Annotated in this window: 25 protein-coding genes and 2 tRNA genes; 13 read left to right on the plus strand and 14 right to left on the minus strand. The window is 63.2% G+C overall.

The window, feature by feature from the left end:
- Positions 1–50: 50 nt before the first annotated feature.
- Entirely contained in the window at positions 51–716 is a 666-nt protein-coding gene (locus LB533_RS09890) for a TetR/AcrR family transcriptional regulator (RefSeq protein ID WP_224677089.1), read from the minus strand.
- Between the two features lie 118 nt (positions 717–834).
- Between LB533_RS09890 and LB533_RS09895 the strand changes: the two genes are divergently transcribed.
- From LB533_RS09895 to LB533_RS09915, 5 genes are all read left to right on the plus strand, one after another.
- Positions 835–1,617 carry an NIPSNAP family protein gene (locus LB533_RS09895; RefSeq protein WP_224677090.1) on the plus strand — a complete coding sequence of 261 codons (783 nt, stop codon included), beginning with the start codon at positions 835–837 and terminating at the stop codon, positions 1,615–1,617.
- Between the two features lie 221 nt (positions 1,618–1,838).
- A complete protein-coding gene (locus LB533_RS09900) occupies positions 1,839–2,612 on the plus strand; it encodes an SDR family NAD(P)-dependent oxidoreductase (protein ID WP_224677091.1) in 774 nt (257 codons plus the stop codon).
- Between the two features lie 142 nt (positions 2,613–2,754).
- Positions 2,755–4,152 (plus strand): class II fumarate hydratase, encoded by a 1,398-nt coding sequence (fumC, locus tag LB533_RS09905; protein ID WP_140549217.1) that lies wholly within the window; start codon positions 2,755–2,757, stop codon positions 4,150–4,152.
- A gap of 178 nt (positions 4,153–4,330) precedes the next feature.
- On the plus strand, positions 4,331–4,753 hold the full coding sequence (locus tag LB533_RS09910; RefSeq protein ID WP_140637683.1) for a DoxX family protein: 423 nt from the start codon (positions 4,331–4,333) through the stop codon (positions 4,751–4,753).
- A gap of 150 nt (positions 4,754–4,903) precedes the next feature.
- Positions 4,904–5,308 carry a DoxX family protein gene (locus tag LB533_RS09915; RefSeq protein WP_140637682.1) on the plus strand — a complete coding sequence of 135 codons (405 nt, stop codon included), beginning with the start codon at positions 4,904–4,906 and terminating at the stop codon, positions 5,306–5,308.
- A 338-nt stretch (positions 5,309–5,646) separates the two neighbouring features.
- On the opposite strand, the gene ppx is transcribed toward LB533_RS09915, so the two are convergent.
- On the minus strand, positions 5,647–7,182 hold the full coding sequence (gene ppx / locus LB533_RS09920; protein ID WP_140515513.1) for an exopolyphosphatase: 1,536 nt from the start codon (positions 7,180–7,182) through the stop codon (positions 5,647–5,649).
- A gap of 2 nt (positions 7,183–7,184) precedes the next feature.
- The gene (locus tag LB533_RS09925) at positions 7,185–9,377 is read right to left on the minus strand and encodes an RNA degradosome polyphosphate kinase (RefSeq protein WP_140637681.1); all 2,193 of its coding nucleotides are present in this window, start codon (positions 9,375–9,377) and stop codon (positions 7,185–7,187) included.
- A 202-nt stretch (positions 9,378–9,579) separates the two neighbouring features.
- Here LB533_RS09925 and LB533_RS09930 point away from each other — a divergent pair, with 202 nt between their 5' ends.
- Both LB533_RS09930 and LB533_RS09935 read left to right on the plus strand, forming a co-directional pair.
- A complete protein-coding gene (locus LB533_RS09930; RefSeq protein WP_140494310.1) occupies positions 9,580–9,825 on the plus strand; it encodes a zinc-finger domain-containing protein in 246 nt (81 codons plus the stop codon).
- An 18-nt stretch (positions 9,826–9,843) separates the two neighbouring features.
- Positions 9,844–11,067: an FAD-dependent monooxygenase gene (locus LB533_RS09935; protein ID WP_140637680.1), complete on the plus strand. Its 1,224-nt coding sequence runs from the start codon at positions 9,844–9,846 to the stop codon at positions 11,065–11,067.
- A 34-nt stretch (positions 11,068–11,101) separates the two neighbouring features.
- Here LB533_RS09935 and LB533_RS09940 read toward each other — a convergent pair whose 3' ends face one another.
- From LB533_RS09940 to LB533_RS09960, 5 genes are all read right to left on the minus strand, one after another.
- On the minus strand, positions 11,102–11,764 hold the full coding sequence (locus LB533_RS09940; RefSeq protein WP_140637679.1) for a TIGR02117 family protein: 663 nt from the start codon (positions 11,762–11,764) through the stop codon (positions 11,102–11,104).
- A 115-nt stretch (positions 11,765–11,879) separates the two neighbouring features.
- Positions 11,880–12,629: an amino acid ABC transporter ATP-binding protein gene (locus tag LB533_RS09945; RefSeq protein WP_181165173.1), complete on the minus strand. Its 750-nt coding sequence runs from the start codon at positions 12,627–12,629 to the stop codon at positions 11,880–11,882.
- Between the two features lie 69 nt (positions 12,630–12,698).
- Positions 12,699–13,856, minus strand: a complete 1,158-nt coding sequence (locus LB533_RS09950) for an amino acid ABC transporter permease (RefSeq protein ID WP_140637678.1) — start codon at positions 13,854–13,856, stop codon at positions 12,699–12,701.
- 4 nt (positions 13,857–13,860) lie between these two features.
- Positions 13,861–15,048: an amino acid ABC transporter permease gene (locus LB533_RS09955; protein ID WP_224677092.1), complete on the minus strand. Its 1,188-nt coding sequence runs from the start codon at positions 15,046–15,048 to the stop codon at positions 13,861–13,863.
- A 65-nt stretch (positions 15,049–15,113) separates the two neighbouring features.
- Positions 15,114–16,142 (minus strand): amino acid ABC transporter substrate-binding protein, encoded by a 1,029-nt coding sequence (locus LB533_RS09960; RefSeq protein WP_140494320.1) that lies wholly within the window; start codon positions 16,140–16,142, stop codon positions 15,114–15,116.
- A 590-nt stretch (positions 16,143–16,732) separates the two neighbouring features.
- Between LB533_RS09960 and LB533_RS09965 the strand changes: the two genes are divergently transcribed.
- The 5 genes from LB533_RS09965 (at position 16,733) to LB533_RS09985 (ending at position 20,931) form a co-directional block, all read left to right on the plus strand.
- The gene (locus LB533_RS09965) at positions 16,733–17,917 is read left to right on the plus strand and encodes a cystathionine beta-lyase (protein WP_224677093.1); all 1,185 of its coding nucleotides are present in this window, start codon (positions 16,733–16,735) and stop codon (positions 17,915–17,917) included.
- Positions 17,918–18,128: 211 nt separating this feature from the next.
- Complete coding sequence (locus LB533_RS09970; protein WP_224677094.1) at positions 18,129–19,217, plus strand: HPP family protein; 1,089 nt, start codon at positions 18,129–18,131, stop codon at positions 19,215–19,217.
- A gap of 90 nt (positions 19,218–19,307) precedes the next feature.
- Positions 19,308–19,976, plus strand: coding sequence for an RNA polymerase sigma factor (locus tag LB533_RS09975; protein WP_224677095.1), 669 nt, complete (start codon positions 19,308–19,310; stop codon positions 19,974–19,976).
- Positions 19,977–20,092: 116 nt separating this feature from the next.
- Complete coding sequence (locus LB533_RS09980) at positions 20,093–20,617, plus strand: DUF4142 domain-containing protein (protein WP_224677096.1); 525 nt, start codon at positions 20,093–20,095, stop codon at positions 20,615–20,617.
- Entirely contained in the window at positions 20,614–20,931 is a 318-nt protein-coding gene (locus LB533_RS09985) for a cupredoxin family copper-binding protein (RefSeq protein WP_224677097.1), read from the plus strand. Before LB533_RS09980 ends, LB533_RS09985 begins: the two co-directional genes overlap by 4 nt.
- A 103-nt stretch (positions 20,932–21,034) precedes the next feature.
- Here LB533_RS09985 and LB533_RS09990 read toward each other — a convergent pair whose 3' ends face one another.
- The 5 genes from LB533_RS09990 to LB533_RS10010 all read right to left on the minus strand — a co-directional run bounded on the left by LB533_RS09990 (position 21,035) and on the right by LB533_RS10010 (position 24,337).
- Positions 21,035–22,255, minus strand: a complete 1,221-nt coding sequence (locus tag LB533_RS09990) for an anion transporter (protein WP_224677098.1) — start codon at positions 22,253–22,255, stop codon at positions 21,035–21,037.
- A gap of 153 nt (positions 22,256–22,408) precedes the next feature.
- Entirely contained in the window at positions 22,409–23,197 is a 789-nt protein-coding gene (locus LB533_RS09995) for a GGDEF domain-containing protein (RefSeq protein WP_140549233.1), read from the minus strand.
- Between the two features lie 185 nt (positions 23,198–23,382).
- Positions 23,383–23,607 carry a hypothetical protein gene (locus tag LB533_RS10000; RefSeq protein ID WP_140638286.1) on the minus strand — a complete coding sequence of 75 codons (225 nt, stop codon included), beginning with the start codon at positions 23,605–23,607 and terminating at the stop codon, positions 23,383–23,385.
- Positions 23,608–23,895: 288 nt separating this feature from the next.
- Positions 23,896–23,972 (minus strand) — tRNA-Arg (locus tag LB533_RS10005).
- A gap of 59 nt (positions 23,973–24,031) precedes the next feature.
- Complete coding sequence (locus LB533_RS10010) at positions 24,032–24,337, minus strand: ETC complex I subunit (protein ID WP_140494338.1); 306 nt, start codon at positions 24,335–24,337, stop codon at positions 24,032–24,034.
- Between the two features lie 141 nt (positions 24,338–24,478).
- Between LB533_RS10010 and LB533_RS10015 the strand changes: the two genes are divergently transcribed.
- Positions 24,479–24,555 (plus strand) — tRNA-Pro (locus LB533_RS10015).
- 21 nt (positions 24,556–24,576) lie between these two features.
- Here LB533_RS10015 and LB533_RS10020 read toward each other — a convergent pair.
- Positions 24,577–25,437, minus strand: a complete 861-nt coding sequence (locus LB533_RS10020) for an NAD(P)H-binding protein (protein ID WP_224677099.1) — start codon at positions 25,435–25,437, stop codon at positions 24,577–24,579.
- Between the last annotated feature and the right edge of the window lie 27 nt (positions 25,438–25,464).

The raw sequence follows: 25,464 nt of genomic DNA on the forward strand, positions 1-25,464 counted from the left end.
GCCCTCCCCCAGAACCGAACTGAGTTGTAGGATCGTTCCCGTCCTCGGCATCAAAGGTTTCCCGGTGGCAGCAATATCCTGCGACGCCGCCTCGTTGCGGCCATGGGCGAAGCTTGGGCGACATTCTGCTCCAGCCCCGCCAGGCAATCGCGCAACATGCCGGCATCCTGCGCCGTCTTGGCCATCGACATCGCGCCGGAATAGGCCGCGACGGCCAGGGCGGCGAAACGCTGCGGGTCGGTGTCCTGCTCCCTGCCCGCCTGCTGATCGGCCCGGACCTTGTCGGCGATCGCCTGGCGCCAGCTGGCAAAAATGCCGGCAAGGGCGGCGCGCAATTCGGCATCGGCGAGCGACAGTTCATGCGCAAGGTTGTTGAGCGGGCAGCCGCGCACGAAGCCTTGCCGCTCAAGTTCCGCCGCCACGGCTTCGAAGGCTGCACGCACGCCTTCGCGCGCCGAAGCCGCCGCCCGCAAAGGCGCCATCCATGTCTCTTCGACCGCCGCGGCCACACGCTCTTCGATCACCGCCAGCGCCAACGCCTTCTTGGTCGGGAAATGATGATGCAATGCGCCGCCGCTGACACCCGCCGCCGCCATCAGATCGCCGAGACTGGAGGCGTGATAGCCGCGTACCTGAAAGGACTCTTGCGCGGCATCGAGCACTCTGTTGCGCATGCCTTCGGGATCATTGGTGCGCTTCTGGGCATGGCCTGCCATCGCGAATCTCCACCTTCTCCTTCCAGGAGGGAAGAAAAAGAAGCTAGCACATTGACAAAACAGGACAACCGGTCTGTTTTACAAACAGGATGATCACCCTGTTTTTGGAGACGAGCTTATGAGCCTGCCCCTGAGTGCCCCATCGGAGACCGCAGCGCTCGCCTCCTCGGTCGTCGAACTGCGGCAGTACACGCTGAAGCCCGGCAAGCGCGATACCCTTATCGACCTCTTCGACGGCAAGCTGATCGAAGGCCAGGAAGGGGCCGGGATGACCATCATCGGCCAGTTCCGCGATCTCGATCGCCCCGACATGTTCGTCTGGCTGCGCGGCTTCGAGGACATGGAGGCGCGGAAACGTGCCCTGAGCGCCTTCTATGACGGTCCGGTATGGGCAGCGCACCGTGATGCCGCCAACGCCACGATGATCGATTCCGACGATGTGCTGCTGCTCAAACCTGCATGGCCCGGCGCTGGCTTCGATCTCTCCGGCGCATTGAGCGCGGGCTTGGCCGTAGACGAAAAGCCAGGCAGAAGCACGCCGCTGTCAGGCATGGTCGTGATTCGGATTTATCATTTGCGGCCGGGCGCAGAGGCCGCGTTCGCCAGCCGCTTCGAGGCCGAAGCGGCGCCGATGACGGCGTCGCCCGGTGCGCGGCTGCTCGCCGCTTTCGTCACGGAGCATGCGGAAAACAGCTTTCCACGCCTGCCGGTGCGAGCGACTGAGAATGTTTTCATCAGTGTGATGGGTTTTGATGGCGAAGAAACGCACGCCCTGCATGAAACCGCGCTTGCCGCCTCACCTGCATGGCAGGCCTTCTCGCACGCCGTCCGACATGACCTGGCCAGACCGACCGAAATCTTGCGCCTGTCGGCGACATCGCGCTCGCGGCTTTGTTGCTGATCTCCAGTCCGCGCGGAGGCGGCGTCTGATCCGCTATATCTCCCCGGCATCGAGGCGGGCGTAAATTCCCGCTGGCTCCCTGCCCAGTCTGCGAATGCAAGCGCCGGCAGTTGACCCCGACGCCGGCCACCGTCGAAGTTCATACCATGGGATAGGCAGCCGGCTTGACCTCGACCGCCGATATGCGGTGCTCTCGTCACCAAACAGGCTTGGAGCGTTCAATGAGACTTTCCGGCAAACGCGCGCTGGTGACCGGCGGTTCGGACGGCATCGGCCTTGCCATAGCGGACGCTTTCTTGCGCGAGGGTGCCGAGGTCCTGATCATCGGGCGCGACATCGGAAAACTCGAGGCGGCCCGCGAAACACTCACGGCTTTCCATCCGAACGGCGCCGTCGAAACGCTGTCGGCCGACCTCGCCACCCGCCCCGGCGTCGCGGCGGTTGTCGAGCTTGTGAAAGAATCCGGCCGGCCGCTCGACATCCTCGTCAACAATGCCGGTGTCGCCTATCTCGTGCCGTTCGAGACTGTCAGCATTGACCAATTCCAGCAATCCTTCGCGCTCAATGTGGCGACGGCGTTCTTCCTCACGCAAGGGCTGTTGCCGCATCTCCCGGTCGGCGCATCGGTGATCAACATCTCCTCCTACTTCGCCAACAAGATGATCCCCAACCGGCCGTCTAGCCTCTATTCCCTGTCGAAGGGCGCACTGAATTCGCTGACCAAGTCACTCGCCTTCGAACTCGGCCCGCGCGGCATCAGGGTCAACGCCATAGCGCCCGGCACCGTCGACACCGCCATGCGGCGCAGGACCGTCGACAATCTGCCGTCGCAGGCAAAGGTTGAGCTCGAGGCCTATGTCGAGCGCAGCTACCCGCTTGGCCGCATCGGCCGCCCCGAGGATCTCGCCGGCATCGCGATCTATCTCGCCAGCGACGAGGCGGCATGGACCAGCGGCGGGATTTTCGCGGTGGATGGCGGATATACGGCGGGGTGAGCGGGACAGCCGATCTCCCCGCGAGCGGAGAGATTGGCTCCGTCTTCAACCGATTTGCATCTTCACCGCCCGCAATCTCCGCTTGATGCGTTTTGTGCAACGCGATACGCCGTTGCCCAAATCGACAGACCGGAGACTTGCCGTGAGCGCTGCAAAGACCAGAACCGAAACCGATACGTTCGGTGCCATCGAGGTCGCCGCCGACCGCTATTGGGGCGCGCAGGCGCAGCGTTCGCTCGGCAATTTCAAGATCGGTTGGGAAAAGCAGCCGGCATCCGTCGTGCGCGCGCTCGGCATCGTCAAGCGGGCGGCGGCGGAAGCCAATATGGAGCTGAAGCGGCTGGATCCGGCGATCGGCAAGGCGATCGTGGAAGCCTCTCAAGAAGTCATCGATGGCAAGCTCAACGACCATTTCCCGCTGGTGGTCTGGCAGACCGGCTCGGGTACGCAGTCCAACATGAACGCCAACGAGGTGATCTCCAACCGGGCAATCGAGATGCTGGGCGGCGTCATGGGCTCCAAGAAGCCGGTGCACCCGAACGACCACGTCAATATGAGCCAGTCGTCGAACGACACCTATCCGACCGCCATGCACATCGCTTGCGCGGAGCGCATCGTGCATGACCTGTTGCCGGCGCTGAAGCACCTGCACAAGGCGCTCGCCGCCAAGAGCAGAGAGTTCAACCATATCATCAAGATCGGCCGCACTCACACGCAGGACGCCACCCCGCTTACGCTGGGCCAGGAATTCTCGGGCTACGCCGCGCAGGTCGCTTCGTCGATCAAGCGCATCGAGCTGACGCTGCCCGGCTTGCAGGAACTGGCGCAGGGCGGCACCGCGGTCGGCACCGGCCTCAACGCGCCCGTCGGCTTCGCCGAGCGGGTGGCCGACCGCATCGCCGCCATCACCGGTATCGCCTTCGTCACCGCCCCGAACAAGTTCGAGGCGTTGGCAGCACATGATTCCATGGTGTTCTCACATGGCGCCATCAACGCCGCTGCCGCCGCGCTGTTCAAGATCGCCAACGACATACGCTTCCTCGGTTCAGGGCCGCGTTCCGGCCTTGGCGAGTTGTCGTTGCCGGAAAACGAGCCGGGTTCCTCGATCATGCCGGGCAAGGTCAACCCGACGCAGTGCGAAGCGATGACCCAGGTCTGCGTGCAGGTGTTCGGCAACAATGCAGCGCTTACCTTCGCCGGCAGCCAGGGCCATTTCGAGCTCAACGTCTATAATCCGCTGATGGCCTACAACTTCCTGCAGTCGGTGCAGTTGCTCGCCGACGCTTCGGTCTCCTTCACCGACAATTGCGTCGTCGGCATCGAGGCGCGGGAAGACAACATCAAGGCGGCCCTCGACCGCTCGCTGATGCTGGTGACGGCGCTTGCGCCCACCATCGGCTACGACAACGCCGCCAAGATCGCCAAGACCGCGCACAAGAACGGCACCACGCTGCGCGAGGAAGCGCTTGCCACCGGGCTGGTCAGCGAAGCCGATTACGACCGGATCGTGCGGCCCGAAGATATGACCCATCCGGGGTGAAGGCACTTTTCGGCGGAGAATATCCTCCCGCCACCGCGTCAACCGGCACGAATTTCCGTTTTTCACCGGTTCACGGAAAACGTATGTCCTGTGAACAATGTGTCGCCAGACAGGCGGCTTTGGTGAACAGTCAGCATGGTCTATCTGAAGGGTGATCAACCCTATTCGGAGAGCCACCATGTCCACCAACACTTCCTTCGCCGGCACCGGCACCGCGTCCAACAGTTCTGTCACCATCCTGCTCGGCCGTATCCTGCTCGCGGTCATTTTCCTGCTTTCCGGTTTCGGCAAGCTCAGCGCCCTTTCCGGCACCGCGGCCTATTTCGGCGGCCTCGGCCTGCCCTTGCCGACCGTGACGGCCATCGTCGTCGGCCTCGTCGAACTGCTCGGCGGTCTGGCCATTCTAGTCGGCTTCCAGACCCGGATTGCCGCCTGGGTGCTGGCGATCTTCACCGTCGCCACGGCCCTGGTCGCCCACACCGGCTGGGCCGACCAGATGCAGATGATCAACTTCATGAAGAACCTGGCGATCGCCGGTGGCTTCCTCGTGCTGGCTTCCTCAGGCGCCGGCGCCTATTCGGTCGACGCCAAGCGCGGCTGAAGCCACCCTGGCAAATAGCTGAACCAAAAGGCGGCGCGGAATTTTCCGCGCCGCCTTTTCGTTGTCGGGATATACCGGTCGGAATTTTCCGCCAGGCGGCAATTCTGCTAGAGCGGAGCCAAGGACTGCCGACGATGGAGGGTAACCAGCATGCCCCGCAATGCGCTGCTTCTGCTTTCCCGGCTGTTGCTGGCCGCCCTGTTCGTCCCGTCCGGCTTTCATGCCTTGAGCGACATTGCCGGCACCGCGGGCTATTTCTCCGGCCTCGGCCTGCCGTTGCCGACGCTCGCCGCCTGGGGAACCGGCTTGTTCGAACTGATCGCCGGATTGCTTATCCTGGTCGGTTTCCAAACCAGGATCGTTGCGCTGTTGCTCGCCGCCTTCTGCATCGTTGCCGGCTTCATCGGCCATTACGGCCAAGGCGGCGACGACGCGATGCTCGCCTTGCTGCATTCGCAGATGCTGATGAAGGACATCGCGATATCGGGCGGTTTCCTGGCGCTGGCGATGGCCGGGGCCGGCGCCTGGTCGGTCGACGGGCGGGCTGCGGTTTGATATCGCCTAAATCCAAGGGCAGGCCCGGAACGAACCAGACATATGCCCCGGGTTGAACTCTCGACGCCCGAGCCAAGTCAACGCCCGAGCCAAGTCGACCCCCACTCCGTCGTGCTGCGCTCGACACTTCTCCCGCGATCGACGGGGGAGAAGAAGGGCGCGAGTTCGCCAATCTTGGCGCCCTTCCTCTCACTCCGGAGGGGCGAGAGGTGGCTTGGCGAAGCCAAGACGGAGTAGGGAAAGCCGGTCTTCAAACGCGAAGCCGCTGAACAAGTGGCGCGATTGAGTTGGTCTAATATCGGCGTGGATCAGATAACTCACGCTCTGGTAGGCCGTACCTATTTCACCGAAACGCTCGGCCCGCCTTCGACCGCCAGTACCAGGCGGCGGCCGGTAATTCGCGCCAGCTGGGCCAGGCGCCCGGCGGGCCGCTCGCCGTAGAGATCTGCCAGAGATGCCGGCAAGACCAGCGCCAGCACGCCATTGCCGCGCTGCTCCCATTTCAGCCTGGGCATGACGCCGGGCATCGAGGCGGTCAGCAGGTAGACAACGCGCATCGATGCCGCCAGCACCCGCGCCCTCTCCAGATAGCGCGGTGTCGCCAGCGCCTTGATCTCGGGCGCGATGGCTTCGTTGAAGATGCCATCGTGCCGATAAGCGTTGGCCATCGCCAGGTAGGCGCGGCCAGGGTGGTCGACGCCGAAAAAGGAGGCGTGGGCGATGATATTGAGCGATTGCTTGCCGCGATATTCGGGATGCGCGCGCCAACCGATGTCGGCCAGCAATGCCGCGGCGTGGCGGTAGCGCGCCTCGTCCTCGGTCTCGTCGATGCCGAAAGCGGCAAAGGTTTTGGCTGTCCAGTCGACGAGTTCATGCGCATGGGTGACCGAGCGCGAACGCAGCCGGGCGAGTTCTTCCGATGCCGAGATCAGCGGATCGGCCTTCTGCTCGGCCTGGTCGAGCAGCGAATAGAGGAAGCCTTCGCGCACGCCGAGCGCCGAGACGATGATCTTCGACGGCTGCATCGCCGCCATGATCTCCTGCAGCACGATGGCACCGTAAGGCAGGAGCGAGCGGCGGTTCTTCGAAACGCCCTCGATGCCTTTGATCTTCTCGATCTCGCCTTTCGCCACTTGCCGCAGGAAATTGGCTGCACTTTCGACGCCGATCTCGTAGTGGTGCATGACGCCAAGCGGATAGTTGGTCATCTCCATGTGCAGCCGGGCGAGATTTCGCCAGGTGCCGCCGACGGCATAGAAAGGCCTGCCCTGCCCGCCTTTCAGCAGCTTCGCCCGCCCCAGCTCGTCGCGCACGATTTTCGCCGCCTGCGTGAGGGAGTTCTTGGCCATATCTTGGAGGCGCAGGCCGCCCAGCGGCAACGTTATGCCGTCGCCGATCGCCTCGCCATTGACGTCGACCAGTTCAAGGCTGCCACCGCCGAGGTCACCCGCAATACCGTTGGCCGGATGAAAGCCGCAGATGACGCCGAGCGCGGAATAATAGGCTTCCTCGCGGCCGCTGATCACGCGGATCTCGGTCTTGAGCACGTCTTCGGCGCGGTGGATGAAATCGGGGCCGTTGACGGCCTCGCGGGCAGCCGCGGTCGCCAGCACGTACATGTGCTCGGCGCCGGCCTGGTCGGAGAGCGCGCGGAAGCGGCGGAACTCCTCCATCGACCGTGTCACGCCCTCGGGGTCGAGCTTCCCCGTCGACACGATGCCGCGGCCGAGGCCCGCCAGCATCTTTTCGTTGAACAGCATGGTCGGCGAGCGCGCCAGCCCCTCATAGACGACAAGGCGGATCGAATTCGAGCCGATGTCGATGATGGACAGCGGTCGGCGATCCTGCAGCCGGCCCTGGGAATCGGACAGCAGCATCAGGCGGCGGCGTTCTTCTTGCGGCGCTTGAATTGCGCGATCCGCTTCGGCGCATGCGATTTCAGCGCATCACCCCGTCCCGACAGGCTCGGATTGGTCATGAAATATTCCTGCGCGTTGAACGGTTCCTCGCCCTCCTCGAGCACGACGCGCCGGGAAGTTCCATCAGCCAATACGTCGAAACTTTGCTGATTGTCCATGATGTTGCCGAGCATGATCTGGCCCAGCACCTGTTCATGCACAGTTGGGTTGGTGATCGGCACCATGGTCTCGACGCGACGGTCAAGATTGCGCGGCATGAGGTCGGCCGAGGAGATGTAGACGACGGCCTCGTCCGACGGCAGGCCGTGGCCATTGCCGAAGCAATAGATGCGGCTGTGCTCGAGGAAACGGCCGACGATCGACTTGACCCTGATGTTTTCCGACAGGCCCGGCACCTGCGGCCGCAGGCAGCATATGCCGCGCACGACGAGGTCGATCTCGACGCCCGCTCGGCTGGCGTCGTAGAGCGCGTCGATGATGATCGGATCGACAAGGGCGTTCATCTTCATCCAGATGCGCGCCGGCCGTCCCTCGAGCGCGTGGGCGACCTCATCGGAAATGTGCTGCAGGATGCGGTTCCTCAGGGTGAAGGGCGAGATCGCCAGCCGCATTTCGGCGGTCGGCTCGGCATAGCCGGTGATGAAGTTGAAAAGCTGGGCGACATCGCGCGCGATCGTGGCATCGGTAGTGAAGAAGGACAGGTCGGTGTAGATGCGCGCGGTCACCGGATGGTAGTTGCCGGTGCCCAGATGCACATAGTTGCGCAGCTTGCCGTCCTCGCGCCGCACCACCAGAGACATCTTGGCGTGGGTCTTGAGCTCGAGGAAGCCGAACACGACCTGGACGCCGGCGCGTTCGAGGTCGCGCGCCCAGCGGATGTTGGCCTCCTCGTCGAAGCGGGCCTTGAGCTCGACCAGGGCCGTCACCGACTTGCCGGCCTCGGCGGCGTCGACCAGCGCGCGCACGATCGGGCTGTCATTGGAGGTGCGGTAAAGCGTCTGCTTGATCGCCACCACTTCCGGGTCGGCCATCGCCTGGCGCAGGAACTGAACCACCACGTCGAAGGATTCGTACGGGTGGTGGACGATGATGTCCTTCTCGCGGATGGCGGCGAAGCAATCGCCGCCATGCTCGCGAATGCGCTCGGGGAAACGCGGATTGTAGGGCGTGAATTTGAGGTCGTCGCGAGCAACGGCGACGATCTCGGAAATCTGGCTGAGCGCCAGCGGGCCGGTCAGGACGCTGATGCGGCTCGACGAAACGCCGAGTTCGCCGGCGACAAATTCGCGCAGTTCGGCCGGCATGAGCATGTCGAACTCGATGCGAATGACGGAGCCGCGGCGGCGACGCTTCAGCGCGGTCTCGAACAGGCGCACGAGATCTTCCGATTCCTCCTCGACCTCGATATCGCTGTCGCGAATGATGCGGAACGTGCCGGAGCCCTTGACCTCGTAACCCGGGAACAACTTGCCGATGTAGAGGCCGACCGCCTCTTCCAGCGGGATGAAGCGGACATGCTGCTTGCGGTCCGGCAGGCGGATGAAACGCTTCAGCGCCACCGGCAGGCGCAAGAGCGCGCTCATCTCCTCGCCATTCTTGCGGTGGCGAAGCTGCAGCGCCATCGAGAAGCCGAGATTGGGGATGAACGGGAACGGATGCGCCGGGTCGATCGACAATGGCGTGAGAACCGGAAACACCTGGTCCTGGAAGTGCTCCTCCAGCCAGGCCTTCTCGTCCTTGGTCAGCGCGTCGCGGGTGATGCTCTCGATGCCTTCCTTGTTGAGCAGCACGGTCAGCGCCGAGAGGCTCTTCTGCTGGTCTTCCTGCAACCGTTCGACCTCGCGCAGCAGCTGTTCGAGCTGCTGCTCGGGGGTACGCCCGTCCGGGCTTCTCAACACGATTCCTTCGCGAACCTGGCCGGCGAGACCGGCGACGCGCACCATGAAGAACTCATCGAGATTGGCGGCGGAGATCGACAAAAACCGCACCCGCTCCAGCAGCGGATGGTTTGTGTTCTGCGATTCCTCGAGCACGCGGCGGTTGAACTGCAACCAGGAGAACTCGCGATTGACGAAACGATCCGGATTGCCTTCCGGGCTTGCCGCTTCCGCATTGATGAACTCGCTCTGGACCGGCTTCAGTTCGTTCATGGTTCCTGCTCTTCCCACGTCTGGTTGCTTCGCCGCTTTTTCGGGCGGCGCCCAGGCTGTTGTGCCTGGCTGCGATGCTCCAGCCGGTTAACCGGCTTAACTTATCCTCTGACAGGCTTTTGCGACAGTTTCATTTCATCGAACTTGCAAACAGACCGGTTATGATCCAAACGCTGAGCAGACTGCGCTAAAGGAGACGACGATGGCAGGCGGTTCCATTCCCCATTTCCAGAACGATGCGGGCCATCCGGCGATCGATATCGGCGTCAAGGAATTCATGTGCACCGGGGCCAACCCGCCCTTCGACCATCCGCATGTGTTTCTCGACATGGGCGACGACAATGAGAAGGTCTGCCCCTACTGCTCGACGCTCTACCGCTATTCGCCGAAGCTGACGGCGATGGAAACGCTGCCGGCCGGCTGCCTCTACATCGACCAGGCCGCCTGACTTCCAGCGGCCGGGCCAATGGCAGAGGCACAGTCCCGGCAAGTCATCATCGCCGGGGCGGGTATTGCCGGGCTGACCGCGGCGCTGGCTTTCGCCGAGCGCGGCTATCCCGTACGGATCTTCGAACAGGCGCAGCGCCTCGAGGCGGCGGGCGCTGGCATCCAGCTTTCGCCCAACGCGACACGCATCCTGCGTGAGCTCGGCGTACTCGACGCACTTCTTCCCAATGCCGTCAGGCCGGAAGCCGTGGTGCTGAAGAATGCGGCAACCTTGGGCGAACTGGCGCGCGTACCTCTTGGACGAGCCGGCGAGGCGCGCTGGGGTGCGCCCTACCTCGTGGCGCATCGAGCGGACCTGCAAAACGCGCTGATGACGCGCGTGGCTGCCATGCCCGATGTTCATCTCACTACCGGCGCGCGCCTTGGCAGCGTCACGATCAGCAGTTCAGGCATCACCGCGGCAGCCGATGTGGGTGGCAGGCCCGTCGCGGCGGAAGGCTTCCTTCTGGTCGGCGCCGATGGCGTCTGGTCGTCGGTGCGCGGACTTGCCGACCAAGGAAGGAAAACCAAGCCTGCGAAAAGCCACTTCTCCGGCGAACTGGCCTGGCGGGCAACCGTCAGCGCAGACGGTCCTGCCGGGCAAGCTTTTGCAGAGATCGGTGCGCCGGACTGCGTCACCACCTTCCTGCATCCCGGCTTTCACATGGTCGCCTATCCCGTCAGCAAGGGCAGCGCCATCAACCTCGTCGCTTTCACCAGGGGCGAGCGTATCGCCGAAGGCTGGTCCGGCCACGCCGATCCCGCAATCCTGGCCGGCGCCATGCGCCGCACCGCGCCAGCGCTGGCAAGGCTTGCGGCGTTGGCCGGGCCGTGGGCGGCCTGGCCGGTCCATACGGTCGATCAGAAGCAGCCATGGGTAAGGTCGGGCCGCATCGCGCTGGTCGGCGACGCGGCGCATGCCATGACGCCGTTCGCGGCACAGGGCGCCGCGATGGCCATCGAGGATGCCGCCACGCTTGCCGACGTCATGGCCGCCTCTCCTGCCGACCTGGCCGGAAGTCTTCAAATCTGGGAAGGCCTGCGCCGGCCGCGCGTCGTGAGAGTGGCACGTCGCGGCGCTCTCAACCGCCTTGCCTGGCATGCCTGGGGTCCGGTGGCGTTGGCGCGCAACCTTTTCCTGAAAATGCGGACGCCGGAGAAGCTCGCCGCGGATTTGGACTGGCTTTATGGGTGGCGGGTCTAGAACTCGAACGAGGCGTTGGCGTTATCTGCGCGACCTACCAATTATACAGCCGCAACGACCACCCGAGCGAGACCGGCAGCGGGTTCCACCAACCCGTGCGCAGGCCGGCGGTCCGCAAGGCGGCGGCGGTCCAGGTATTGCAGCCGGCCAGCGCATTGAAATGGCCGTTCGCCTCATAGAAGCGGTCGAAATCGGAATAGGCGGCCCCGGCGATGACGATCGGCCCGCCTGGTCCTTGCTGAAAACTCGCATCGATGAAGTCGAGTAATGCGGCAAAGCGGTCTTCCGGGATGTCGAAGCCGGCGACATCGGGTCCGGAGATATCGCCGGCGACCTCGACATGCATCACTGAAGCGTCAAGCGTCAGGGCCTTGAATACGGGCATAACCTTCAGCTGCGACCAGGTCGGCGTCTCCAGGTAGAAGGCGCGGCCGCCCCAGCCGAAGACGATGTAGCGCACCTCGGGCGCGTCGGAAGGCTGGCCGGCAACGGCGAGGAAGCGAAAGCGCCGGCGCACGCCGTCATCGACGGGAATGGCGATGTCGGTGTGGATCGGATTGTTCTGCACCAGAATGTGCCTGACGCCCTCGCCGGCCGCGGCAGCCGGCCAGAGTGGTCGCGGCACCAGCGTGCCGAGTGCCGCGACCAGCACCACCGCGGCAACCAGCACTGCCAGGAAACGAAGGCGTTTTCTCATCCGGGCATAGTTTTTGCGGTTCCATCACATTTCAATCGAAACGATCCGATCGGCCAAATGTGAAAAAGCCCGACTGTGGCGCGGCCGGGCTCCTTCCATTTCGACCAAGCAGCGCTCAGTGCAATATCTGCGACAGGAACAGCTTCGTGCGCTCGTGGCGCGGGTGATCGAAGAACTCGGCCGGCGTGTTCTGCTCGACGATCTGGCCCTGATCCATGAAGATCACCCGGTTGGCGACTTTCCGCGCAAAGCCCATTTCGTGCGTGACGCACAGCATGGTCATGCCTTCCTCGGCAAGGCTAACCATGGTCTCCAGCACTTCCTTGATCATTTCCGGGTCGAGTGCCGAGGTCGGCTCATCGAACAGCATGATGCGCGGGTTCATGCACAGCGAACGGGCGATCGCCACGCGCTGCTGCTGGCCGCCGGAGAGCTGGCCCGGATATTTGTTGGCCTGCTCGGGGATCTTGACGCGCTTGAGGAAATGCATGGCCATCTCCTCGGCCTGTTTCTTCGGCGTCTTGCGGACCCATATCGGCGCCAGCGTGCAGTTCTCCAGGATGGTCAGGTGGGGAAACAGGTTGAAGTGCTGGAATACCATGCCGACCTCTCGGCGCACCTCGTCGATCTTCTTGAGATCGTTGGTCAATTCCTTGCCGTCGACGAAGATCTTGCCCTTCTGGTGTTCTTCGAGCCGGTTGATGCAGCGGATCATGGTCGACTTGCCGGAGCCGGACGGGCCGCAGATGACGATGCGCTCGCCGCGCATCACCTTGAGGTTGATGTCCTTCAGCACATGGAACTCGCCGTACCATTTGTGCATGGCGATGATGTCGATGGCGACATCGGTGGTCGAGATGTGCATCTTCGCGGCATTGACCTTGATCTCTTCCGCGCTGACGGCGTTTTCGGTGGCCATGAACCAATCCCCTTTTTATCGTTTGTAACCGGTGTCGAGCCGGCGTTCCGTATACATTGAATAGCGCGACATGCCGAAGCAGAACAGCCAAAACACGAAGGCGGCGAACACGAGACCGGATTTCGCGGTCTGCGGCGTCGCCCAGTTGGCGTCCGAGAAGTTCTGCTTGACCACGCCGAGCAGGTCGAACATCGAAATGATGAGGACCAGGCTGGTGTCCTTGAACATGCCGATGAACGTGTTGACGATGCCGGGGATGACCAGCTTCAGCGCCTGCGGCAGCACGATCAGGCCCATCTTCTGCCAATAGCCGAGGCCGAGTGAATCGGCGCCCTCATATTGGCCCTTGGGGATCGCCTGCAGGCCGCCGCGCACCACCTCCGCCATATAGGCGGCGGCAAATAGCGACACGCCGATCAGGGCCCTCAGGTATTTGTCGAAGGTGACGCCGGCCGGCAGGAAAAGCGGCAGCATGACGCTGACGAAGAACAGCACGGTGATCAGCGGGATACCGCGCACGGCTTCGATGAAGATGATGCACAGCATCTTGACGATCGGCATCTTGGAGCGCCGGCCGAGCGCCAGCACGGTGCCCAGCGGCAGCGACACGGCGATGCCGACGAAGGAGAGGCTGAGCGTGATCAGCAGTCCGCCCCACCGCGACGTCTCGACATGCGGCAGGCCGAACACGCCGCCGACCAGAAGGAAGAAGGCGACGATCGGCAGCACCAGGAACAGCAGGATGGCGTTCAGGCCCTTGCGGGGCACGCTGGGGATCAGCATAGGGACCAGCAGCGCCGCGAACAGGATGGCGACCAGGATCGGCCGCCAGCGCTCCTCGAGCGGATAGGTGCCGAACATGAACTGGCCGAACTTGGCGTTGACGAACGCCCAGCAGGCTCCGCTCCAGCCATCGGGCTGGATGCCACCTTGTGCCACGGTCGCGCAGACGGTCCGGTCCGGTCCGGTCCACTGGGCATTGATGAAGGCCCAGTTGATGACCTGCGGCAGGACCCAGGCGACGATGATGATGCCGAGGAAGGTGAGGATGGTGTCGCCGACCGAACCGACGAGGTTCTTGCGGACCCAGGCATACAGGCCACGCTCGCTGATCGGCGCCGGCTCCGCCAGGGCCATTTCGGTGCGCACCCAGGACATGTCGTGTTCCTGCATGGCCCTACCTTTCCACCAGCGCCATTCTGGCATTGACCACGTTCATCACGGCGGAGGTCACCAGGCTGAGGATGAGATAGGCGATCATCATGATCAGCACGCCCTCGACCGCCTGGCCGGTCTGGTTGAGCACCGTGCCGGCGGTCGCCGTCAGGTCTGGATAGCCGATGGCGATGGCCAGCGAGGAGTTCTTGGTCAGGTTGAGATACTGGCTGGTCAAAGGCGGGATGACGATGCGCATGGCCTGCGGCACCACGACCAGCCGCAGGATCGATCCCGAGCGCAGGCCAAGTGCGGCGGCGGCCTCGGTCTGGCCCTTGCTGACACCCCTGATGCCGGCACGCACGATCTCGGCGATGAAGGCCGCTGTGTAGCAGGACAGCGCCAGATAGAGCGACAGGAACTCCGGCTTGACCTGGAAGCCGCCGGTCAGGTTGAAGGTCGACTGTTTCGGAAAATCGAAGCTCAGCGGAAAGCCGCTCAGCGCATAGGCGAGCAGCGGCAGGCCGACGATGAGCGCGACGGACGTCCAGAACACGGGAAACTGCTGACCCGTCGCCATCTGCCGCTGGCGCGCCTTGCGGGCGACGAACCAGGCCATGGCGATGCCCACGATGAGCGCCACGAAGATCAGCCATGAGCCCTCGCCCCAGACGGCGCGCGGGAAATAGAAACCGCGCTGGTTGAGGAAGGAACCGAAAGGCAGGTTATAGCTCTCGCGCGGCGGCGGCAGCACGGCCAGCACGCCCGAATACCAGAAGAAGATGACCAGCAGCGGCGGGATGTTGCGGAAGATCTCGACATAGACCGTGCAGATCTTGCGGATCAGCCAATTCTGCGACAGCCGGCCGATGCCGATGACGAAACCGATAATGGTCGCGGTGACGATGCCGGCCACGGCGACGATGATGGTGTTGATCAGGCCGACAATGATGGCGCGACCATAGGTCGAATCCGACGTGTAGGCGATCGGCGTGTCCGAGATGTCGAATCCGGCGCGACCCCTGAGGAAGCCGAAACCGGAGGCGATGTGAAGACGCTGCAGGTTGTCGATGACGTTCTGCACGATCCACCAGACAGAGCCGAACAGAACGACGACGACCAGTGTCTGGAAGAAGAGACTGCGGACTTTCGGGTCGTTGATAAAGGAGCCGCGACTTGTGTCCTCGCGAAGGATTTCCTGCGATGCCATATCACCGTCCCCTGTGAAAGAGAAACCGGAAGGCAGATGGTTCTGCCTTCCGGATCACATTTCGATCAGCGGATCGGCGGAGCGTATTGCAGGCCGCCCTTGGTCCACAGCGCGTTGATGCCGCGGGCGATCTTCAGCGGGCTGCCCGAGCCGACATTGCGATCGAACATTTCGCCGTAATTGCCGACCGCCTTGACGATGTTGACGACCCAGTCGTTGGAGACGCCGAGATCGGTGCCGATCTTGGTGTCGGCTTCCTGGCCGAGCACGCGCTTGATCTCAGGGCTGGCCGAGTTCTTCATCTCGTCGACATTGGCCTTGGTGATGCCGAGTTCCTCGGCATCGAGCAGCGCGAAATAGGTCCACTTGACGATATGATACCACTGGTCGTCGCCCTGGCGCACCGCCGGTCCGAGCGGCTCCTTGGAGATGATCTCCGGCAGCACGACGTGATCGGCCGGCGCACCCAGCGTCAGGCGGATGCCGTAAAGGCCCGATTGGTCTGTGGTGTAGACGTCGCAGCGGCCGGCGTCATAGGCCGCGTTAACCTCTTCGAGCTTCTCGAAAACGACCGGATTGTACTCCATCTTGTTCGCCTTGAAGTAGTCGGCGAGGTTGAGCTCGGTGGTGGTGCCGCTCTGCACGCAGACGGCGGCGCCGGACAGCTGAAGCGCCGAATTGACGCCCGGCAGCTTCTTGGCATTGATCATGAAGCCCTGGCCGTCATAGTAGGTGGTGCCGATGAAGTTCAGGCCAAGTGCGGTGTCGCGGTTTATGGTCCAGGTGGTGTTGCGCGACAGGATGTCGATTTCACCGGATTGCAAGGCGGTGAAGCGCTCCTTGGCGCTGAGCGGCGTGAACTTGACCTTGGAGCCGTCACCGAAGACGGCGGCCGCCACGGCGCGGCAGAAATCGGCATCGATGCCTTGCCAGTCACCCTTGTCGTCCGGCGCCGAGAAGCCGGCCAGGCCCGTCGAGACGCCGCACTGGATGAAGCCCTTCTGCTTGACCGTGTCGAGCGTGGTGGCTGAAGCCGTTGAAGCCACGGCTCCAAGCGCGGCGGCTCCAAGGATGCCGATTGCAATGTGTTTCATGACCCACAGACCCTTTTCTGTTTTCAGGCAAACCTGATCTTTTTTCCCGCGTGAACGCAGCCTTCCGTTCCGGCCCATTTCCGGAACTCCGCATCGCAGTCGACGCGCCGCCTCCCATTCACGAACAGCATCGAAGGCGATAATTCCTGTGAGGTCAAGGAAAATGACCGAATTCAGATGGGTTTGAAAATCGTTTGCCGCAATTGCCTGAATCGCAGACAAACGCGCCCGCAATTTAGTCACAAGCGCGAATAAAGCCGGCGAAGCTCGCCCCACGCCAGGCTGCGCTCTGTCCGCGAAAAGTCCATCCGCCGGATTACTCTGCGTTACTGTGCTCTGCCGGCCGGTTGCGTGCCGATGTCTGCGCCCTCTGGCTGGATCTGGGTCATGGTGAGGTGCGCTTTGCGTTATCAGGCGACGCATGCCGCTGCCGGCGGCGGGCTTTCTGGCCGCGGCATTACCGCTTGCAGTCGGCCTGCGGCGGCTCGGCAATTGGCACATTCGAAGTCGGGGTCTTGGCGAAAGCCGGCTGTTGCGCGGTCCATGTCGCCGCACTATGGCTAGCGGCTTACCAAAAAAGGCGACGACGAATGGCAAAAGACGGCAACGGGCCGGTGACTGGCAAAATGGGCATCAACACGCGGCTTGCCCATTCGGGCAACAATCCGCACGACTATTTCGGCTTCGTCAATCCGCCTGTCGTGCACGCCTCCACGGTGCTGTTCCGCAATGCCGCCTCGATGGCTGGACGGGACCAGAAATACACCTACGGCACGCGGGGCACACCGACCACCGACGCCTTGGCCCAGGCCATAGACGCGCTGGAGGGGTCGGCCGGCACGATCGTGGTCCCGTCGGGACTGGCGGCGGTGACGGTGCCGCTGCTTGCCTTCGTTTCGGCGGGGGACCACCTGCTGATCGTCGACAGCGTCTATCATCCGACGCGCAACTTCGCCGACACGATGCTGAAGCGGCTCGGCGTCGAGGTCGAGTATTATGCTCCCGGCATCGGCGCGGGCATCGCCGCCTTGATCAAGCCGAACACCAAGGTGGTGTTCACGGAATCGCCGGCCTCAAACACGTTCGAGGTGCAGGACATACCAGCCATCGCCAAGGCCGCGCACGCCGCCGGTGCCATCGTCATGATGGACAATACCTGGGCAACGCCGCTTTATTTCCGTCCGCTCGACCATGGCGTCGACATCTCGATCCACGCGGCGACGAAATATCCCGCCGGCCATTCGGACGTGCTGCTGGGTACGGTGTCGGCCACCGAGGCCTGCTGGAAACAGCTGTATGAAAGCTTCTGCACGCTTGGCTGCTGCGCCGGACCCGACGACGTCTACCAGGTGCTGCGCGGCCTGCGAACCATGGGCGTGCGCCTCGATCACCATCAGCGCAGCGCGCTTGCCATCGCGGCGTGGCTGGAAGGCCAGAAGGGCGTGGCGCGCGTGCTCCACCCTGGCCTTCCCAGTCATCCCGACCACGCCCTGTGGAAGCGCGACTTTTCCGGCTCCAGCGGCATCTTTTCCATCGTGCTTGCCGGCGGCGGCCAGAAACAGCAGCACGCGTTCCTCGACGCATTGCGGATCTTCGGTCTCGGCTACTCCTGGGGCGGTTACGAGAGCCTTGCCGTGCCGGTCTGGCTCGGCGACCGCGTCGTTGCCAAGGGCCCCTATCAAGGGCCGTTGATTCGTCTGCAGATCGGCCTCGAGGATGTCGAGGACCTCATGACCGATATTCTTCGCGGGCTCACCGCCGCCGCAGCGGCCTGACGCGACCTTCCGGACCATACCAGCAACGCCCGCAACGCCTTGACGCGATTGAGCAAACGGGGGCCGCTCGCGGCACCCCGGTTCGGCCATGTCGGCAATATTATTCTCCCCATCCGCAGTTTTGCGGATTTGTTTGACTTCCAAATTGCCGGCTTCCGCTTCATTGCGGCAGCGGAAATCATTCCCCAGCCACCGCACCAAGAGCCTGCCCATGGCGTTCCGCCTCTTTGTTCCCATTCTTGCCGGCGCAACGCTGCGCGAACGCATCATCGCCTGCGTCGGTGCGATGATCGGCATTGCGCTGACTGGCGCGATCAGCGGGCTTACGCTGGGCAGCGGGCCACATGTGCCGCTGCTGGTGGCGCCGATGGGAGCATCGGCGGTGCTGTTGTTCGCGGTGCCCGCCAGCCCGCTGGCGCAGCCCTGGTCGATCATCGGCGGCAACACGATCTCGGCGCTTGTCGGCGTGATCGTGGTGCAATTCGTGCACCAACCGGTGCTCGCCACCGGTATTGCGGTAGCGCTGGCGATCGCCGCCATGTCGTTCACGCGCTGCCTGCATCCACCTGGGGGTGCGGCGGCATTGACCGCGGTATTCGGCGGTCCAGCCGTCATCAGCGCCGGCTTCCTGTTTCCCTTTATCCCGGTGGCGGTCAATTCGATGCTGCTGGTGGCGCTTGGCTACGGCTTCCACAAGCTGGCCAGGCGCAACTACCCGCACGTGCCGGCCCCGGCGCCAGTAAACAGCCACGGCACCATCGATCCGCCGGCGCAATTGCGCGTTGGTTTTCGCTCCGAGGACATCGATGCCGCGCTTGGAGCGCTCGACGAAACCTTCGACATCGACCGGGGCGATCTCGACCGGCTGCTGCGGCAGGTCGAATTGCAGGCCATGGTGCGCGAGCATGCGACGTTGCGGTGCCAAGACATCATGTCGCGCGACGTGATCTCGGTGGACGAGCACACGCCAGCCGCCGCTGCGCGCCAATTGCTGCTCGACCACAACATACGCACCTTACCGGTGGTGGATGCCGAGGCAAGGCTGGCCGGAACCGTGGGCTTGCGGGAACTGACGCTGGCGGCCGGCACGGTCGGAACCGTGATCTCGCCGGCGGCAACCGCAACTGCCGGCTCGGCCGCCATGGCGCTGCTGCCGGTGCTGACCGACGGGCGCAGCCACGCCGTCATCATCGTCGACGATAAAAACCGCATCCTCGGGCTGATCACGCAGACCGATCTGCTGGCCGCGACGGCGCGGATGCAAAACACCGGCAGAGAGCCGGCCAAAGTGCTAGCATAGGCAGCTAGGCGATCGGCCTGGCGTGATTTTTCGGGAACCTTTTTTCGAAACCTGCATCCAATCTTTCGTGCAAGGATCGATGGAGGACACATGCCCGCGCTGACGGCAGCATCAACCGCGACGGACGAGCTCCGGCTCGTAGCCCGAGCGCTTGCCCGCGACAGCGATGCCTTTCGCAAGATCATGAAGCTGAATAACCAGCGGCTCTACCGACTGGCGCGCGGCATGGTGCGCAATGACAGCGAGGCCGAGGACATCGTGCAGGAGGCCTATGTCAGGGCCTTTACCAATCTTGGCACCTATCGCGGCGATGCTTCGCTTTCCACCTGGCTGTCGCGCATCGTCATCAACGAGGCACTCGGGCGGCTTCGCAAAGGACGGCGAACCGTGGCCATGCCTGAAAACCCGGAAGCGCAGATCATCCGGTTTCCCCTCAACCCAAGCGACGATCCGGAGCGGACGATGGCGCAGCGGCAGATCCTCGGGCTTGTCGAGCGGGCGACCGACAGCCTGCCCGACGCCTATCGCGCGGTTTTCGTGGCCCGCGTCATCGAGGGCCTGAGCATCGAGGAGACCGCCGACCTGCTCGGCGTGCGGCCCGAGACCGTCAAGACGAGACTGCACCGCGCCCGCGCTTTGCTGCGCAAGGCGCTGGACGACGAGATCGGGCCGGTGCTGCTCGACGCCTTCCCCTTCGCCGGCCGGCGCTGCGAACGGCTGACGCAGGCCGTGATGAAGCGGCTCGGATTCGAGGGGTGATCTTCAAGGCCAGATCTTTCGCCGATTTGTCGGGAACGTTTCTGCGCCATCCTCATCCAATGAATGTCAACCCAGATGAAGCCCGCTGCCCAGGCTGTCGGGCGGAAGGAGATGCCATGCTTATCCGACACACCGCAGCGCTTGCCGCCCTCTTGCTGCTTGGCGCTGCCCCATTCGCGCAAGCTGCCGACAAGCCGACCGACCCGCAGATCGCCCACATCGCCTACACTGCCGACATGATCGACATCGAGGCGGCCAAGCAGGCAATCACGAAATCCAAGAACAAGCAGATCGTCGATTTCGCCAAGGACATGGAGCGCGACCACGAAGCGGTGAACAAGCAGGCGCTCGACCTACTCAAGAAGCTCAAGGTGAAGCCGGAAGACAATGCCACCAGCCAGGCGCTGACCAAGGCGGCGAAAGAGGAACATGCCAAGCTCGCCAAGCTGAAAGGGGCTGCCTTCGACAAGGCCTATATCGAAAACGAGGTGGCCTACCACAAGCAGGTCAATGGAGCGCTCGAAACCCTGCTCATTCCGTCAGCCAGCAATGCCGAGCTGAAGAGCCTGCTCGAAACCGGCCTCAAGATCTTCCAGGGGCATGAGCAGCATGCCGAACATGTCGCCGGCATGTTGAAATGAAAGCCGCATTGATCCGACCGCTCCTTGTCGGGCTGGCGCTGGTGCTTGCCGCCGACCCGGCGCCGGCCGCGACCATCGAGGTGATGATCGACAAGCTCGTCTTCTCGCCGACAACCATCGACGCCAGGGTCGGCAATACGATCGAGTGGGTGAACAAGGATGCATTCGCCCACACGGCCACGGTGAAGGGCGGCTGGGAGGTGATGATCCCGCCGAAGGCGAAGGGAAAACTGACCCTCAAGACAGCGGGAACGGTTGATTATTTCTGCCGCTTCCATCCCAACATGAAAGGCCGATTGGTAGTGGCGCCCTGAAAATCTGGGCCAGTGGCGGGACTTGCAGGCAAATACCAAGCCCCGCCACTCCGGAGCACCCGTCACTCCGCAGCAATTGAGCACGGAACAGTCGCGCCAGGGATCAGAGCGCCAGCCATGCCGTGCCGGCCGCCAGCGTCAGCAGCGTCAATGGCAGGCCGACTTTGAAGAAAGCGCCGAACGACAGCGACGTGCCGGCGGCGCGCGCCTGCTCGGCAACGATCAGATTGGCGACCGAACCCAGGAGCGTGAAATTGCCGGCCAGCGTCGAGCTCATGGCGACGACCAGCCAGGCGCGCTCGGGGTTGTCCAGGCCGGGGATGAAGGGCCGCAGCGCCAGCACGGCCGGCACGTTGCTCATTATGTTGGAGAGCAAGGCGGTGAAGCCCGACAGGCGCCAGACGTCGTCCAGCCCGAGATTCTTGGCCGAGGCAACGATGTCCGGTGTCAGCAGCGTTCGTTCGGCGCCGGCAACCACGATGAACAGGCCGGCGAACATGAACAGCAATGGCCCGTCGATTTCGCGATAGATGCGCTCTGGTTTGATGGCGCGGGTGAGCAGAAGGATGGCGCCGCCGATGAGCGCCGCCTTGGCGACGGGCACACCGGCGAAGAAGGCCACGGCCAGTCCGATGCAAACCACCACCGCTTTCAGCACCTGGCGGCGATGCATGCGGCCGCGCGAGACCTGCGGCGTCAATTCGCCGTTGCGCGCGAATTCGGTGCGGTAGACGATGCGAACAACGGCGATGACCGCGCCGAGACCGAACAGCGCAACCGGAGCCAGAGCCGCTGAAAAGGCCGGATAGGAAATGCCCGACAGCGCACCGATGACCATGTTTTGCGGATTGCCGGTGATGGTGGCGACACTGCCGCAATTCGAAGCGGTGGCGGTCGCGATGAGGTAAGGAACCGGGTTGCGCTTGATCGCGCGGGTGACGTGAACGACGATCGGCGCCATGACAAGACAGATGGCGTCATTGACCAGGAAAGCCGACAGCAGGCCGGTCAGCAGCGTCACCATAACCAAAAGCATGAACGGCGCATGCGCGTGCTCGATCGCAATGGCGCCAAGGCCGCGAAAGGCGCCCGAGACCTTCAGATGCGCCACCACAATCATCATGCCGAGCAAAAGCGTGATGGTGTCGAAATTGATGGCGCGATAGGCGTCCTCCATGCTGATCGCGCCGATGGCGATCATCGCGGCCCCGCCGAGCAGTGCGATGCCCGCCCGGTCGAGACGCAGCCCCGGTATGCGGCCGACAGCGACGCCGGCATAGGTCAGGACCAGGATCAGCAGTGCCGCTGCGCCCATCAATGTCATGCGAAGAAGGCCCTGCCCGATGCATTCAGCCCCGGCCGGAGCTGTGGCCACCACCTTTAGCGGGCGGCGCGCAAAGCGAAAATACCTTCTGCGTGATAGCTGTTGAAATCCCCGGCAACGCGCCCCCGGCCCCAGTGGCTGGCCGGGTCCGCCTCAATGAACCGTGATTGTCGCGGCTGGCGGCGTTTGCTGGGAAACCATCGGATCGAAACTGACCTGGTCGCGTCCATTCGATTTGGCGGCATAGAGCCGCCTGTCGGCAGCAGAGAAGATCTCCTCGTATGTGGTCGGCCCGTTAAAGGCGGTGCCGCCAATGCTGACGGAAAGCGGACAGGACCGGCCGCCGGGCGAAAATTCCACCTCGCGAATTCGCCGGCGGATGCTTTCGGCAACCAGCCAGGATTGCGAGGGATCGACGCCGGGAAGAAACACGCCGAATTCCTCGCCGCCGATGCGGCCGACGATGTCGGTGCCGCGGAGCTGATCCTTGATCGTCTGCGCGATCAGCTTGAGCGCCTGGTCGCCGCAGTCATGACCAAGCCGGTCGTTGATCGATTTGAAGTGATCGGCGTCGATGATCAGCAGCGCACCGGAATTGGCCGACGCCTGCTTGCGGACCTGTTCGAGATAGGCCTCGACAAGCATGGAGAAAGCGCCCCGGTTGAGCACTGCCGTCAGGCTGTCGGTGGCGGCAACGACGCTGAGGTCACGCTGGGCAATGGCCAACTGGCGTATCTTCCACATCAGGAAGAAGAGAAACGATCCACCCAGCACCAGCGGCAACAGAATGTCGGTCAGTTGTGCCCGCCACACAGCCTCGGGCGAAAGATAGGGGAAATTGAACGAATCGACGAAAAACGCCACGCCAATGAAGAACGCCGTGCCGGCGGCGGTGACGGCGATCACCCTGCCCCAACTCGTCGGCGACAGGTCGAGCTTCATCTCTTCAACTCCGTTAGCCGCGTCTACTATGACGCGCCAACGCAAACAAAACGATAAGACTTTCCCTTCAATTCGACAGCAGAAGTCGCAGGATCACGGCCGCCGGACCGGCGGCCGCCTCCGACCTGCGTCTCGAAGATTTGTCCGGATGATCGATCCGGACCTACGACAAGAGGGGCCTGCCGTCAGCCGTTGGGCGCCGATTCGCCCAGCGTCTCTGCAACAAAGGATGCCGCGATCAGATCGTCGGCATCCAGGCCTAGAGAGCCTTCGCCCGCCCCCATGATGGCGGCAACCTTGTGGAAGGTCTTCATCTCATGGTCGGAAATCTGGGCGGTTTGCATCTTGGCTTTGAGCTCGGCGATACGTCGCCCCAAGGCGGGCGACGTTCCAATTTCACGTTTCGACATGACGGCGTTCTCTCCTTCCCCAACCCGTATTTGTTTGCCCGCCATTCGCAGCCCGCATACTTATGTTTATGAGACGCCGCGAATACAAGGCCCCGAACGCCTGATCCTTGCGAAGGTTCCCGCGCGACAAGGTCACGAAATAATACGGAAAGGGCGCGGCGGCGGCGAGGTCCCGCCGGCTCGGCTGCAAGCGCATTCGTGAAGACGAAAAGGGACGAAAAGGTCCAACCGGGCTCCTGCCCGCGTTGGAACTTTTCGCTTACGGAGCAGCTAAGCCATTGAAAAAATTGGCGATCCCGACAGGATTCGAACCTGTGACCATCGGCTTAGAAGGCCGGTGCTCTATCCAGCTGAGCTACGGGACCGCTGGCCGGCTCGGAGCCGGTAAGATGTCTGCGCTGGCGTCCGCCCGGGCTTTTGCCGGTCAATGCGTCCAGGGCGTCCTGCGGTCATAGCGGAAATTTTCCGCATAGGAAATCTGGCGGCGCTTGGGCTCTTTCGGCTCCTCGACGCGGTAGGCGAGCCCTTCCTTCTCGGCATAGGCCACGGCCTCTTCGCGCGTGTCGAAGGTCAGCTTGATCTGGCTCCTCATGTCGCCGGAAGTGGTGTAGCCCATAAGCGGGTCGATCTTCTTGCGCATCTCGGGATCGAATTCCAGCACCCAGTGGCCGGTCTTGGCGGTGCCGGACTGCATCGCGGTTTTGGCTGGACTGAAAATGCGCGCGGACATGACCACCTCATTGCTGTGCAAGGCAGCATCGCCGCCTCTTCGCCCGTCATTACTGCGCAATGCCGACGGCGGCAAGGTTTTTGCACTTGCAGGTTTTTGCACTTGCCATGGAACACTGAAATGAATAGGCAACAGACCGTTCGGAGTGTAGCGCAGCCTGGTAGCGCATCTGGTTTGGGACCAGAGGGTCGGGAGTTCGAATCTCTCCACTCCGACCACCTTCTTCATATCCGTGCGAACTATGCGCCCGCCACCAAAGACGCGATCACTTCCGCTGCCCTCGTCGTGCCTTTGATTGTCCTCTTTTCGTCGGGGAAGGCAATCCATCCCTCATTAAACCCATCGAGCATGCGCATGCGCGGCTGCGGGTTCTTCATGCCTTGCGAACGGAAAAGCGCTTCCCAGGTCTCGCGCGGTACAGGGACGGCGCGGACCGGCTTGCCAAGCGCGGCCCCGAAGGCGGCGGCGAGATCATCGGGCGATACACGTGCCGGGCCTTCCAGTTCGACGATACGCGTGCCGGTCCAGTCTTGCTGGATGAGTTCTGCCGCTACCCGTCCGACATCCCGGGCGGCCACCATCGGCAGCGCCCTGTCCGTCGGCGCGAGCGGGCTGTGGACGAGGCCTGTCTCGCGTGCCGATGCGACGTCCCAGACGGCATTGTCCAGGAACCAGGCGGGCCGCAGAAAGGTGACTGCCCCTGGAAGCGCACTCAATGCGGCCTCAATCATCGTATGTTGCGACAGCAAATTCTCCTCCGCCGCATCGGCACCGACCGTCGACAGGCAGACAAATTTGGCCGGCCTCGATGCCTTCCACGCAGTCACGACGCTGTCGATTACCGATTGCGCTTCGGGATAGCCGGGCTCCGGATCAAACACCGGCGGCGGCAGCACGAACACCGCCGCTGCGCCCTTAAAGGCTTGCGTCAGCGCTTCCGCATCGTCCAAGGCGGCGACCGCGACCTCGCAGCCGAGCGCAGCCCATGGCCCACCCTTGGCGGCATCGCGTACAACGGCGCGAACGGGCTCGCCGGCGGCGAGCAAGGCGTGCGCCAACGTGCCGCCGACTTTGCCGGTGATGCCGGTGATTGCATACATGATCCGTCTCCATTTCAGTGTCGGCGC

The organism is Mesorhizobium sp. BR1-1-13 (assembly GCF_020165515.1).
Lineage (GTDB): Bacteria > Pseudomonadota > Alphaproteobacteria > Rhizobiales > Rhizobiaceae > Mesorhizobium.